The organism is Neotamlana sedimentorum, assembly GCF_000943565.1.
GTDB classification, from domain to species: Bacteria; Bacteroidota; Bacteroidia; order Flavobacteriales; family Flavobacteriaceae; genus Neotamlana; species Neotamlana sedimentorum.
On record NZ_JTDW01000005.1, the window covers coordinates 467,335 to 482,371 of the forward strand.

At 29.0% G+C, this 15,037-nt stretch carries 13 protein-coding genes; all 13 read right to left on the reverse strand.

Features of this window, described 5'->3' with window-relative positions; all coding sequences use genetic code 11:
• Positions 1 to 16 precede the first annotated feature (16 nt).
• Positions 17 to 967 (reverse strand): glycosyltransferase family 2 protein, encoded by a 951-nt coding sequence (locus PW52_RS09400; RefSeq protein ID WP_052823442.1) that lies wholly within the window; start codon positions 965 to 967, stop codon positions 17 to 19.
• A gap of 11 nt (positions 968 to 978) precedes the next feature.
• Positions 979 to 1,890: an FkbM family methyltransferase gene (locus PW52_RS09405; protein ID WP_044632660.1), complete on the reverse strand. Its 912-nt coding sequence runs from the start codon at positions 1,888 to 1,890 to the stop codon at positions 979 to 981.
• A 128-nt stretch (positions 1,891 to 2,018) separates the two neighbouring features.
• Positions 2,019 to 2,744, reverse strand: coding sequence for a DUF1796 family putative cysteine peptidase (locus PW52_RS09410; RefSeq protein WP_082050880.1), 726 nt, complete (start codon positions 2,742 to 2,744; stop codon positions 2,019 to 2,021).
• 221 nt (positions 2,745 to 2,965) lie between these two features.
• Positions 2,966 to 3,856, reverse strand: a complete 891-nt coding sequence (locus PW52_RS17140; protein ID WP_052823443.1) for a glycosyltransferase family 2 protein — start codon at positions 3,854 to 3,856, stop codon at positions 2,966 to 2,968.
• A gap of 104 nt (positions 3,857 to 3,960) precedes the next feature.
• Positions 3,961 to 5,061 (reverse strand): glycosyltransferase, encoded by a 1,101-nt coding sequence (locus tag PW52_RS09420; protein ID WP_052823444.1) that lies wholly within the window; start codon positions 5,059 to 5,061, stop codon positions 3,961 to 3,963.
• A gap of 4 nt (positions 5,062 to 5,065) precedes the next feature.
• On the reverse strand, positions 5,066 to 5,992 hold the full coding sequence (locus PW52_RS09425) for a glycosyltransferase family 2 protein (RefSeq protein ID WP_052823445.1): 927 nt from the start codon (positions 5,990 to 5,992) through the stop codon (positions 5,066 to 5,068).
• The gene (locus PW52_RS17145; RefSeq protein WP_082050881.1) at positions 5,989 to 7,122 is read right to left on the reverse strand and encodes a glycosyltransferase; all 1,134 of its coding nucleotides are present in this window, start codon (positions 7,120 to 7,122) and stop codon (positions 5,989 to 5,991) included. Before PW52_RS17145 ends, PW52_RS09425 begins: the two co-directional genes overlap by 4 nt.
• 7 nt (positions 7,123 to 7,129) lie before the next feature.
• Positions 7,130 to 8,191 carry a polysialyltransferase family glycosyltransferase gene (locus PW52_RS09435; protein WP_044632663.1) on the reverse strand — a complete coding sequence of 354 codons (1,062 nt, stop codon included), beginning with the start codon at positions 8,189 to 8,191 and terminating at the stop codon, positions 7,130 to 7,132.
• Positions 8,181 to 9,671 carry a class I SAM-dependent methyltransferase gene (locus PW52_RS09440; protein ID WP_044632664.1) on the reverse strand — a complete coding sequence of 497 codons (1,491 nt, stop codon included), beginning with the start codon at positions 9,669 to 9,671 and terminating at the stop codon, positions 8,181 to 8,183. The genes PW52_RS09435 and PW52_RS09440 overlap by 11 nt, the downstream gene beginning before the upstream one ends.
• Positions 9,653 to 10,840 carry an ABC transporter ATP-binding protein gene (locus PW52_RS09445; protein ID WP_082050882.1) on the reverse strand — a complete coding sequence of 396 codons (1,188 nt, stop codon included), beginning with the start codon at positions 10,838 to 10,840 and terminating at the stop codon, positions 9,653 to 9,655. Before PW52_RS09445 ends, PW52_RS09440 begins: the two co-directional genes overlap by 19 nt.
• Position 10,841: 1 nt before the next feature.
• On the reverse strand, positions 10,842 to 11,681 hold the full coding sequence (locus PW52_RS09450) for an ABC transporter permease (protein WP_044632665.1): 840 nt from the start codon (positions 11,679 to 11,681) through the stop codon (positions 10,842 to 10,844).
• Between the two features lie 7 nt (positions 11,682 to 11,688).
• Positions 11,689 to 14,139, reverse strand: coding sequence for an exopolysaccharide transport family protein (locus PW52_RS09455; protein WP_044632666.1), 2,451 nt, complete (start codon positions 14,137 to 14,139; stop codon positions 11,689 to 11,691).
• A gap of 9 nt (positions 14,140 to 14,148) precedes the next feature.
• The gene (locus PW52_RS09460; protein WP_044632667.1) at positions 14,149 to 14,937 is read right to left on the reverse strand and encodes a polysaccharide biosynthesis/export family protein; all 789 of its coding nucleotides are present in this window, start codon (positions 14,935 to 14,937) and stop codon (positions 14,149 to 14,151) included.
• Between the last annotated feature and the right edge of the window lie 100 nt (positions 14,938 to 15,037).

Consider the following 15,037-nt stretch of genomic DNA (forward strand, 5'->3'; position numbering starts at 1 on the left):
GAAAATTACAATTTTATTATCGTCTATACAAAAATGGAAAAAGCATTTGTCTATACCTAATTACAGGGAAATATTTAATACTAAACATGGTAAATAACAATTGAGGTTGGGAGAAAAAAAATCGTGCCCAAGCTGCAATATCTTGGTATAATTTATTTTGTTGTTTGTGTTTTAGCATCCATATCCATTTCAAAACATCATCTACAACAGCACTACTAACTTGATTTTTACTGCACCAAATGGCTATGCCTTCGTGCATTTTTATATTGTAAACTTTATATAAGCCTTCATTAACAAAAATATTTTCCTCGTGTACACCTCGTATGGCTAGCGGCTTATTTATAATTCCTGTTTCTAAACGGCTTTTAATGGCCATTTTCCAAAATATATCAGTGTCTTCGGCAACAATTAATGATTCATCAAATAATCCTGTGCGTTCAAAAACACTTTTTTTAACTGTAAGTCCATCAATATGAAAATGGCCGCATTTCCCGTATAATAAATTTTTAAACAATGCTTCAGGAGCTACTTTTTGAGTTACGGTATAAAGTTGATGTGTGTTTAATTCTAATTCGGTTGCTGGTCTATAAAAATGAAATCCTACCGCATTATAAACACCATCGCAATTTTGATTTTCCTGAAATAACTTAAAATCATTTGCAAATCGATTTGGTAAAAAATAATCATCAGCATCCAAAAAAGCTATAAATTTACCTGAAGCCTTTTGTATTCCTAAATTTCTACTTGCAGATCGCCCTTTATTAACTTTGTTGGGATGATGGTATAATTTAATTCTTATATCTGCATCTTGCAATTGATTAACTATCTCCTGAGTAGCATCGGTACTACCATCATCAATCACTACAATTTCGGTTACTTCCGGTTGTTCACATGCAGATTCAACGGCTTTTGTTATAAAACGTTCTGCATTGTAAACTGGAATTATTATGGATAATGAAAATGGCACGAGCTATAATTTTAAGATAGATTTTTATTTTCTGATTTATTATTTTTAAAGGCATAAATCATTCCCGTTAAAGCATCGTAATGTCTTGAAAAATAATCAAAACCAGAATTAATTAACATGTCTTCTATAATTTTAGAGCCTTTATCGTGCCACTCTAGCAGTAAAACATCAATTTTATTTATCATTCCTGACTGATAAAGATCTTCTAAAATTTCATATTCCCCGCCTTCACAATCCATTTTTACAATCACTTTTCTGTTACTATGCTCTGATATAATACTACCTATTTCAAAAGTTGCTGATTCTATTTGAACTTCTCTTTCTTTAGCACTTATATTATTTTGATAACTTGGGCTAGATTTTCCTCGAAGGCCTGTATTTCCTTTGCAATTTTTATCAAATAAAAACAGTTCTTTACGGCTATTTTTACCCAAACCTATATTTTTTATTGTTGTTATTTTCTGAATTTTATCATTTAATCTAAAATTATATTGCGCTTGCTCAAAAGTATCCTTTACAGGTTCGAACGCATAAATTTTATCAACAAAATCTAATCTTGAAAAGAAAAGTGACGTTATACCAATATTGGCTCCAATATCTATGAGAATAGATTTAGAGTCTGTAATAAAATCATAATCATTCCTAACAAATATTTCATTAAGAATATGAAATTCTTCTTCACTTTCCACATAAATATTAAGGTCTAAAAACCCAACTAAAAATCCCTCTTTATGATTAACTATAGTGAGATTTTTAAATTTATCTTCTAAATTTTGAATGTAATATTTAGATTGGAAAAGTATATTAAAATTCTCTTTTATTTGATATTTTCTAAGAGGCAATTTTAATCGCGTATTTTCATTCTTTTTATTTATTATTCTGTAACCAAAATTATTAATAACCGTGTATAAAAGATTTCTCATTTATGATGAATTATGTGTTTGTAACTTTTCTATTTTTCTTTTAAAAAAGTGACTTTAATTTATGCTTAAAATTATATCCGGATAATGCCATAATAGCAAGCATTTGTAACTATAATTTAAATACTATTTTAAGTTTTTTTAGGCTTTTTAATATCAATTTTAGGAAAAATTTGTTTTCGCTTAATTCCTAAATCATTCAGTAATTTAGAATATTCCCTTACATTCCCCCACAAACCAAATTGATTTGATTCTAACAACAATGTTGCTGTTGTAAGTTTTTTAAAAGTACTAATTTCCTCAATTAACATACTATAAAATACTTTGTTTTCATTTAAAGAATTTTCAAATCGTATGTAAATTAACAATTCATCGGTCTGTTTTAATAGTGTCAAAAAGTGCTCAATTGACACACTATATTCTTTCACATTTTGCGCTGAGTTTAATGAAACAATTGGAATTACAAATAAAAAACAAATGGGTTTATTATAATACAATTTAATAAGTTGATCGCAACGTTTTTTTATTTTGTTCTTAAGCGGTGTAGCGGTTATTAAATCGTTATAATGATAAAAAGTAGATTCAGGATATTTTCCAGCAAACACTTTACCTTCTTTATTTCGCTTTAAATCCCTTAAAAAAAACTTAAAATCATCTTTAATATTTGCATAAACATAGTCTAATGCTAATAGCGGACTTGTCAATAACCAATCAAATGGTAAACTTTCTTTGCGCAATGTCATCATGTTTAACAGATATGCAGGATGACAATCATATCCTATTGGCACTATTATTTTATTTGATTTATAATTTCTATTTATCTTAATTAAATAATTAAATGGTAACTGTATTTTCATAATAATACTATTTAAATATTTGTTTTCTAAATTTTAGATGTAATTTTTAGATTTGAATACAACATCAAAATTATATTTATTATGATATTTTTTTTAGAGAAAACTTTAATTTCTTTCTTCTTGTCATTGTTATTATTCTGTATCCCAACTTATTGATATCTATATGTAAAACATTTCTTATTTATAAATATTTATGATATTGCTAGATTATTTATTTTCTCTTAAAAAAGAGATTTTAATTTATGTTTCAAATTATAACTAGGAAATGTAACAATAGCTTTTAACAAAAAATAACGCTTTACACAATGTTTGTTATTTTTTTTAGCTCTTGCAAATCGAGACATATAATAATTAGATTTTAATATTTTTATTTCTTGTTTTGTGAAATTATCAATTTCAATTTGATTTTCTTTTCTTCGCTTATAAGCATTTATCATGGCATAAAAATGCCAATAATGTGCCTTAAATTTATTTTCGTTGGCTGAAATACTATGGTCATGTATTCTATAGCGATATAAAACTTCATTCAGAAAAACAACTGTTCCAACTTCTTCCATTTTAAAATATAAATCTTGATCTACAGCTCTTTTCATCTTAGCGTCTATACCTAATGTTAAATCATATTTTTCTTTTTTAAAGGTTGCAAAATGCGTCATCGCACCTGATCCGCTAGTTAAATAAGACTTACCAAAAGATATGGCACTGCCATGATTTCCTTCTTCAATAGTGTTCATCTTTAAATCAACCAATTCATATTTAGATGTTACAATACTAACATCATTATGTTCTTTATGAATTTGTATCATTTCTGAAATGGCATTAGGAAACAATGCATCGTCAGGATCTAAAAAACCACAAATATCTCCTTCTGCTAAAGAAACACATTTATGTTTAGTGTAGCCACAACCTTTATTTTCTTTGTTTGCGAAAAATTTAAAACGAGTATCATTGCCTATTATTTCTTTTATCAACTCTATGGAATTATCAGTGGAAGCATCATCTACAATTATTACTTCCCAGTTTTCATAGGTTTGCACAATTACACTTGCATAACAATCTTTAAAAAAAGAACCATTATTGTAATTCGCTATTAATATAGAAAATAACATCATCTAATTATTTTAATTCATTTGTCAGAAATAAAGTACTTAATTTAGAAACCGAAATAAATTTATCTTGAACATTTTTTATTAATTACTTAACTAAAATATATATCTTAAATTGTTTTAGGGTCTAAAACAGCATTCAAATTATTTATATGCCTCTCTAAACTAAAATGCGTTTTAATACGTGCTTTCCCTGCTATTCCTAGTTGTTTAGCTAATTCCAAATTATTTAAAAGCTGCAACATATTCTCTGTCATACCAATAACATTGTGCTCATCACCCAATAAACCAGTTTCGTTATTTACAATAACATCGGGTATGCCTGCATGATTTGTAGCTATAACGGGAAGTCCGGCTGCACTAGCTTCCAAAACAGACAAAGGCGTTCCTTCCATATCACCATCTTCTGCAGTAATAGAGTGTTGCACAAAGGCTAAGGATTCTTTTAATAAATCACTATACATTTCCGCAGTAATTACACCTAAAAACTTCACTTGCTTACTAAGTTGATAATGTTGAACTAAATTTTTACAAGTATTCAATAATAAACCATCACCAGCCATTAACAACTGAGCATCTGGATGAATCTTTAAAACTTCTTTAAAAGCAAGTATCGTATAATAGGGTGCTTTTTTATTGGTAAAACGTCCTATGGCAACAAATTGTTTTTTAGAAAATTGAGGGGTAATAGTTTCAAATATCTTTTGTGGTCCATATACATTATAAATTAATTTATCTTTTGGGCACCCCAAGCTCAATAATGTTGTTTCCATAATTCTAGAAACTGCAATTATTTTTTTTGCATTTTCAAAAACATCTTTATAATAGTTACACGATTTAATAACTCTTCTAACGCTGGCATCATAACCATGAAAATGAACCACTACAGGCAACCTTGATTTTGCCAAAAGCTCCTTTAAATGATATGCGTGGGTTCCATATTCAACTAAAATAGTGTTGATATTATTAAGTTTTAAACTATACAATAGTTGTTCTTGCCATAAAAAACCACTTGGTTTTCTAAAAATTTTAGCATAAATCATTAAATATTTATAACGCCATATGGGCATAAGGCGAGCATAACCTTCTAATTTAATTTGACTCCCTCTTCCGTAATAATAAAAAACCCGACCCTTTAACTCATTTTTATGCGCCTGAATAAAGGTTTCTGAATATGGGTTTTGGCTAGGAGAAAATATGGCGATGTTCAAAATATTAAATACTTTTAAATTTTTGAAATATGAAATTCAAAAATATAGTTTTTCTAGAGGTCTGAGCCATATTTATTCGATAAAAAGCTTTTGTAAACACTTCAAGAAACCCATGTATGTTAAACCAGTTCTTGTATAATGACGCTTCTTGTTGTTTATTTCGAATACCTAACCTTTTAAACACTAAACTTCTTAATGTTGCTTCTTCTTGAAGACGTAATTTACGTTTATCTAAATTGTAATGAATTCTACTAGTTGAGTCGTGATAACGAAAATAATTAAGTGGCTCACTTATAAAAGCTATATAATTACCAGCACATAGTTGAATCCATAATAACCAATCTCCACACATTCGCATTTTTAGTAGTACATCATCAAAGAATTTACCTTTCACTATGTCTCGTTTAAAAACCACTGCACTGGCATTAGGTATTACGTTTTTAACCATCAAGTAGTTTATATTAAACACATTACCTTCCATATTAAAATCCTGCTCGCAAATATTAGGTTGAAATTGTTCTGTGTACAACACTCTACTTTTTCTATTTTTACCATGATCATCAATATCATAACTTTGCGCAAAACATATATCTGTTCCCTCTAATAATCTTTTTACAGAACATTCTAAAAAATTCAATTCACAATAATCGTCACTTTCTGCAATCCAAATAAAATCCCCTTGAGCCAAATCAAGTCCTTTTTTCCATTGTTTAAATGGGCTTCCAGAATTAACCTGATTAAATAGACAATGGCTTACTTTTGGGGCATTAGCATATTCTTGTAGTATAGATTGGCTATTATCTGTACTACAATCATCCAACAATATGACTTCAAAGTTTTGATACGTTTGATTGAATACGCTATCTAATCGCTGCTGTAAAAACTTAGCGTGATTGTAATTAGGTATGATTATGGAAACTTTAGAATTCATGCCATGTTTTGCGAGGTTATAATTTCAAATAACTGTGGACAAATAATTTCTGGAGTAAATTTAGAAAAAGCGTTTTTATTTAATTCTCCATGACTTTTCAATAACTCGATATTATTATAATACATTATAATTTTATCTGCCATTGCTTCAACATCTAAATAAGGTACAATAAAGCCACCTGCTTCACTTATAACCTCGTTAGTACCCACTGCTTTTTCAAAGCTTACAATAGGCTTTCCTAGCATACCTACTTCAATGCAAACTAAAGGAAATGGATCCTCTCTGGAAGTCATTACAAACACATCAAAATTATTATAATAACTTGTTGGATTTGCAACTTCGCCAATAAAATTAATAGTAGTTTGAAGTCCTAATTTTTGAATATCAGCTTCTAATATTATTTGTTCCTTTACAGGAAGTTTACCTATCCAAACAAAGTTTATACCACAGTTAGGATAATTTGAAGAAATGTATCTTGCTAACTGTAAAAACACATCATGCCCTTTGCGCCAATGCACATACCCTGAAGCACCTACTGTAAATATATGTTCTGCTTTATTTGTTTGCTTAGTATTCTCAACTACCGTACATTCATAAACCACTTCTATGTAATTCTCAGGGACCGACCAATTTTCTATTAAATTTGATTTTACCAATTTTGAAGGTACAATAAACTGGTTAATCTTAAGTAAATAGTCTTCAAAATTGGGCAACACCATTTTTATAATAGCATTTAATTCGTGAATATGAGCAATAAACTTCGTTTTAGGAGATATATTAATAATTGCAGAAGCCAAAGGAATAGATAGAATGGTATTAGCATACAATGCTGTGTAATTACTAGCAGCGAGTTGTTGCAACAATTCTTCCTTATGATTTATTTTTTTTAAAAGATTTAATTTTAACAACACACGCTGCCATAATGTTAATGGCTTAGATTTTATTAACTCGGTATAACTGTAAAAAACATTACAGTTATTTTTAAAGTCGGGTTCTAAACTACCTCCTGCTAAGTCCAAAACATCAATAACTACTTCTGGTTTTTTAACTTTTAACCAACGTAAAAAATGTAGTAACACCATGGGAGCACCAGTTCTTGAGGTTTCGTGGGTTATAAAGAGGATTCTCATTATAAAATCAAAGATTTAAATATCCAACTGTGTAGTTCTTAGCAAATTCTTTTATTCTATTGTTTAGACCTTTATGCAAATATTTTTCTGAACATACAGAAATAATACTATTTGATTTATTGAAATATAAAGGCGCACTAGAATTACCTGTTAAAAAAACAGTCCGCATTTCTTTAAACTGCTTTCCAAACAGCTCTATTGGTAATGATTTATATTCATCTTTAACAACAAGTAATTTACTATCATCTATAAGTTGTAAATTTTCAATTTTACTCTTAACATCTCTTGGATGTGGCTTAAACAAAACCTTTGAATTCTCACAATTTTGTAATGCATATTTTATTATTCGTTTGTAATAAGATATATCATTTTCAAATTCTATTCCTTCGTGTAAATGATAATGTTGAGATAGAATAACATGAGATATTGAATCTCTCAAATACATTTGTTCAAACCTTTTAGATAATTCTATTTTATTGGTTTCAATAAGAATTTCATCTATTTCAACTTCTTGATAAATTCCAATTTTTTGAATATCCCTTTTTAAAAAATAAGGCGAATAAATATGAGTTCTTATTGGAAAACTTGTTATTGTATTTTTTAAATAGTAATAATACCATCCTTTCAAATTTCTTTTTGGTAAAATATCAACGACTCCGTCTGCTATAAAAATTGTTTTTTTAGGTTTTAAATAGCTTAATAGAACAGTATCTACCATCATTTTCACTCTTACAGGTATTAATACCAAATCAAAATTTTTGTAATCTTTAAGTAATGAAAAGTTTTTATCAATCAAATTAAAAAGTCTTTTGAAGTTTCCTGTGAAAAAGTAAGGAATGAATTCTTTTTTAGAAAGCATTATTGGGTTGATGTTAAAATGGATCTGACCAATGTAAATAAAGCTGAATTCTTTTGACATTTGCTTAAAAAACACCTCTAAACTTTCACTAAACACCCCAATATACAATAAATAAACCCTACTGAAATCTGATTTAATATTTCTTAAAACCGATATTTGAGTAATTAATTGACTGCTCCCAGATGTTATAATAAGCGTTTTACTTTTCATTTTTTTTGAAAATAAAATACCATGGTTCTAATTCACCATCAAAGCTAAGTGGGGGATTTTCTATAAACCAATCCATTTCATGAATGTGAGACTTGGTAGGTCCTATCTCTAAAATTTCTTTGTTAGACGCTCCTAATTTTATCGATTGTAATTTTTCTACAACCGCATTATCTTTTATAAAACCTGCTAGAAAAAATTTGTTTTCCCACCAATTTCTATCTTTCAAGGTAATATGATACTTATTAAAATTACTACTCGGCCTTAAACTAATAGTCAAAAAAACATAATTTTTTGAAACTCTATATAATTCATTAACTACATCTGATATATCTTCTTCTGGTATATGCTCCAATACTTCACTTGAAAAAATCACATCAAATGTGTTATCTTCATAAGGTATTTTTTTCAGGCTTCCTTGAGATACAATTCCTTTATTTAATAAATCTTGAGCATAATCTCTCAAAACACTTTCAGACAACTCTATGCCTTTCGCTATATATCCTTTTGACAATAAATATCTAACAACATCACCACTTCCACAACCTGCATCTAAAACAGTTTTAAATTCATAATTATCTATAAGATTATCTACAATTGTTATTCCGTAGCTCCATGAATTTTTATTTTTTTTGTTTAAAATCCAATACTTATCATAAAAAGATAAATTTTTGGAATTAAAAATTTTATTTTTTAATTCCAAAAATTTATCTTCAAACTTATCGTATCCAAGTTTTTTGTTAAGTTTATTAAGTCCTAAATAATTAAAATTTTTCATAAATACTTTATTTAAATAAAAATCATAATCAACATTGGAACTAACCTTTGTTAAACTTTCTTTATTTAAAGTATTAGAAATTTTAGACTCCAATTCTAATTTGCTAATTTTAATACTTAAATATTCTATTATTCTTTCATACTCACTTATTTGAGTTTCCCTGCCATTCTCTCCAATTAAATTCTCAAACTTAACCTTTAAAATTCCTTGCTCATCTATCCAAGGAACTGTTTTATTAAATAATGAAAAAAGTGACTTACCATGCTCTTCTAAAAATTCTGAAACAAACGTTTTATTACCAATACTTTTTCTCCAATCACTATTATTTTCAAAATTAATCCATCTTGTTGTTTTAGCTGTCCAAAAAGCAAATGATGCACAACATTTTTTTAAATCCCTGTATATGAAAATAGTTTTAAAATCTGACAGGTGTTTTTTATTAAAAGTTGAAAAGTGTCCAACTGCGAATTGATTCTCTTTTATTTTATTAATAGTGTTATAAAAATCGCTTTCAACTTTAAACTTTTCAGGAGTTTTTCTTGCCTCATTAACCGTACTTGCTTTATTATAATCTGAATACTCATTATCATTTAAATGAATTTTGGAATTAATAAATCCTAGTTCAATTAAAAAATTTGAAATTAGATAAGTACCTGATTTAGGTACTGAACACAAAGCTATCTTCATTAGTTTTTCTTTTTCCAATTATGATTTAAAGCAATTATTTGAGACCGACCTAAACCCTCATAATTCACTTTTGGCCCTATTATATTAAATGTTGTTGTATTAGACGTTCCATAATAATCCTTCAATGTTTTTCCATACAAATCAAATTTGCCCATATATCCTCCAACAAGAAGAGGTGTTTTTTCTAATGTAAATTCAAAATTATTTTCTCCTTGTTCTAAGTTTAATTCAAATTGATTATAATTTGACGAAATAGATGCTAATCTAATACTTGAAAATTCAAGGTGAAATATTAATTTTGCACTCTCAATTTTAAAATTTGAAAATATCTTTATATCGAAAGTAATATCATCTTCAGTATTAAAATCGTTTTCTATTTCGTTTTCTCTAATAAATACATTAAAGTTAGGATTATATAAATTCTCCTTTTTTGCTAAATTATTATACAAACTTACTCCTTTTTCATTACTCCCTAAATATATAGGTTTGCCACTCTCCATTACCATAACACTATTACATAATCTCATAATATCCACCACGCTATGAGAAACTAAAATAATAGCAACATTTTTGCTTATAACATTCATTAAATGATTATAGCATTTCATTCTAAATGCTAAATCGCCAACCGCTAAAACCTCATCAATAATAAGCACATCAGGTTCCATTTGCGCTGCAATGGCAAAGCCCAAACGTACTTTCATTCCAGAACTATAATTTTGCACCGGCATATCTATAAATTCTCGAATTTCTGCAAAATCAATAATATCTTCTAGTTTATTATCAATTTCATTACGTGTAAATCCTAAAACGGCACCATTATTATAAATGTTTTCTCGACCACTTAAAATGGGGTTAAAACCAGCTCCCAGTTCAATTAACGCACCAACACGTCCCCTTATAGTAACTTGTCCTGCATCTGGGTTTATTAAACCGTTTAATATTTTTAAAAGCGTACTTTTTCCTGCACCGTTATGTCCAATTAAACCTAAACATTCCCCACGTCGAAGCTCAAAATTAACATCTTTTACTGCCCAAAACTCTTTGGGTCGTAATGTCCTTTCATTTTTATTGCCTTTTACGCCACTTATTAAGTCTTTTACACCATACCAAAGGCTTGTTTTTAAGTCCTTACAAAACTTTTTACTAAGCCCCTCTACTTTTACTAATACCTCATCGTTTTCCATACTAAGCACTTAATCGTTCTACAATAACAGGTATAGATAAACGGTACCATACCAACCCCAAAACAAGAATGGGCAAACACATTAAAACAATAGCAAAATAAGGTGTTAAATAAGCAAAACTACCTCCAAAAAGCATATCGCGAGTTATACCTATGACATAAGTAAGCGGATTTAATTCCATTAAAGTTTTCATGAGTCCTTTATCTGGCATGGCATAAACTACGGGAGTTACATACATAAAAAACGATAAACCCAAATTTATTATTTTACCTATATCTTTATATAGCATGCTAAACGGAGTAATAATTAAACCAATAGCGACCCCAATAAAAACAAGTACCAATAACCCCAATGGGAAAAGTAATAAACTAAAGCTAAATCCAACCTTATAAATAATCATTAATATAAAAAGTAAACCTACTTTAAACAAAGTATTAAATAGCATTTTATATATACCAGATAAAATTAGGGCCTCTTTTGGAAAGTTAATTTTGCTTAAAATACCGCGAGCACTGCTTGTACTAGTAGTAGGCATAACTAAAGCATCCTTAAAGATAGACCAGATTAGTGTACCAGAAAACACATAAACGGGGTAACTTATACCAGTGTCAGATAACTGCACAGTTCCAGAACTACTTAAAAATATCCAAACAATGGCTGTAGTTATAGGCATAATAAAGGCCCAAATAATACCCAAATACGATTGCCTGTACTGGGCTTTTATATCACGTTCGGCTAACTGTCGCGCTAAAAACCGTGATTTATATATATCTGTAGCACTACCTTTTAATAGTTTAAAAAAACTAAGGCTATTTTCTTTTTTATATATACGAGTTTCCATTAAAAAACTATTTAATAAATAATATTTTTAATTTTTCAAGAAAACTTCTCTTCTTATCGTTTTCATGATAGCCGTTAGCATATCTTCCATAACCATAGCCATAACCATAGCCGTAGCCATATTTTCCTTTTTGATTGTAACCGTTATATACAAAACTTAGATTTTTAATTTCTCCTTTGTTATATTTATCGTTAACTAAATTAATCATACCTTTTTGGGTATAATCTTGTCTTACAACATAAATAGAAGCATCGACATACTCTGTAAGTTCTAGCGCATCTGCTACAAGGCCAACAGGAGGCGTATCTAACACAACGTAATCGTACTTTTCTTTTAGTGTACCCATTAAATTATCCATACACTCACTCATTAACAATTCTGATGGATTTGGGGGTATAGGCCCCGAAGTTATAACATCTAGATTATCAACCATAGTTTTTTGCACTACTTCGTTGAATGTTTTTTGCCCAATTAAATAATTAACAACGCCAACTTCGTTTTCTATTTCAAAATCCCCGAATATTTTTGGTTTTCGTAAATCTAACCCAACCAACACTGTTTTCTTACCACTCATTGCAAAAACAGTAGCAATATTTATGGAACAAAATGTTTTACCCTCACCACTAACAGAGGATGTAACCATTACTGTTTTGGTTCCTTGTAAACTTTTACTTTTATAAAAGTATTGTAAACTGGATCGTAATGACCTAAACGCTTCTGCTATTGTAGATTTTGGTTTACGTTGCACCGCTAAATTATTATCAAGCGTGTTTTTCCCCACTACACCAAGCAATGGAATATTCGATAGATTTTCGAGTACCTGAGGATTATGAATTTTGTTATCGAAAAAAGTGATTAAAAATGCTATTATTAACAGCGGTAAAATTCCTCCTATGACTGCAAATAAATAACGGGAACTCAATTTTAAATCAATAGGAACCGCTCCAGTATCTTTGGCTGTGTCAATTACCAAAACATCTGAAACACTTGCTGATTTAATAATATCGGCTTCACCTCGTTTAGACAAAAACATGTTATAGGTTCTTTCGCTAAGCGAATATTGTCTTTGAATGTCGAATAATTGTTGTTGTGCCTTTGGTAATTTTCGAATTTTCGCCTCTTCAATTGCTATTTTAGATTCTATAACTCCAATCTCTCTTTTAGTCTCTTTAGTTACGGAATTTATATTTTCAAAAATTACATTTTTTAACCCATCAATTTGCCGGTTTAAATCTTCAAATATAGTGGCATCACTCCTAACAGTTGAACTATATTTTGATTTCTGAACTGAAAGTTTATTTATCTCTCCGATATTCCCTAGAATATGACCATCATCTATACCTGAAACCGCTGGTGCAGGAATTTCAGTAAACGAATCACTTGTTTCTAAATAGGTTTTTAAACTATTGTAATATGCTAGTTTTTCGTTTTGATTTTCTTTTGCTTCCTCTAATGCGTTTATTTTATTGTTAATTATTGCACCTTCATCGGTTAAATTAAAAATTTTATTTTCTTCTTTGTATTTATTAAGTGAATCTGCATTTAAGGTTAACTGATTTTTTACTCGATCTAATTGTGCATCAATAAAATTAATAGTATTGGTTACAAATTGGTTTTTTCTATCTAACTGTTCTTCACTTAAAACTTGGACAGTTTCATTTAAATAATCAACAATTTTCGCTTTATTAACATCAACCATATTTAAATTTAATATGGCAGAATTTTTAGGATTGTTTATATTAAGTTTATTTCGGTATCGACCAACAACACCATCAAAATCATTAAATTGTATATAAAATTCATCACCGGGTGCCACCTTTCGCTTATCCCGAAGGGTAATTACTCCGTTTAAAAAAGGCAAATCAATTACATCATTTAAACGAAATTGTTTCTTAAATTCACCCAAATTTACGCTTATGGTTTCTTTAGTTTTATCACTATAATTTTGAGTTCGGGCTGTGTTTGTTTCAAAATTAACATAAACTTCAAGTAAATCATCACCTAAAAATATAATTCGAATGGGTATATTTAAAACCTGATAAGTATTTGGTGTTAAATCGAACTTAAATGGCGCATAAGTATAAACATCATCTTTTCTAAATCTTGATTGTTTTAAATATGATAAATAAAACTCTAAATTCTCTACAACTTTTTCATGTAAAGATCTCGATTTTAGCGAATTTAATATGGTTTGTACTTTACCTGAAACACCTCCCCAGTTAAAGGTTAAACTAGTATTTGATGTAAATAAAGGGTTCGACTCATCCTCTACCGAAATTTGAGTACTTAATCGGTAGGATTGCTGTGTTCTAATGTTTTGTTGATATACAATAAAAACACCAATCCCAATAAATAGTACAAACAATTTCCAGTAGCTTAAAACACGACTAATAAACGCTTTAATATCGAACGACAACCCACCTCCAGACGATTCCAATCCTTCAAACTCTTCTTCCATAATTTAAAATTAAAGGTTTCTTGTTAAAAAATAGGTCGAGACAATAAGTGAAACAATTGAAGATACAGTTGCCAAATTTTGCATTGCTGTTTGTCCAGCACCCAAAGCTTTTCTTTTAAGTTGCTTAACCAAAATAATATCGTTAGGCTGTATATAATAATACGGGGATTGCATAGCTTTTATATCTGTTAAATCAATATGATGAATACGTTGCCCTTCTGGATATTGCCTAATAATCAGTACATCTTTTCTATCACCAGTCACATTAATATCACCAGCATTTGCTAAAGCTTCAATAACATTAACTCTGTCTTGTAGTAATACATGTACACCGGTTCCCACTTCGCCAATAGTAGTATATTTTAACCCTGCCAATTTAACAGTAACAAAAATTTCGGCAGTTTCTTTAAAATATTGCTTTAATAGTTCTGTCTCTACTTTTTCTTTAATTTCTGCAATTGTATAACCTAAAACGTTAATTTTCCCTAAAATAGGAAACTCAATATTTCCGTGCATATCTACAGTAAATCCATTAAAATACAAACCACCTGCTTGACTACCACTACCAGATTCTCCTACAGGATTAAACATACCAACCAATTCTTGATCGAGTGCTTTAACCCTTATACTTAACATATCATTAACTTGAACTCTATATGGCTTAGGTTGTTCGATCAACCCCAAATCTTCAGCTGTTAAACCTTCTTTTTCTTGTAAATAAACCAAATCTTTATTAGTAATACAAGATGAAAATAAAACACAAAAAATTAAGTAAACAAATACAAAATATTTATTCATTATAGTCGATGGATTTATGACAAATATAAGTTTTAGGTATGAACAATAAAACATATAACTGCTTTTTTGGTTTTTTATGCGTTATTTGTAAAAAATTTAT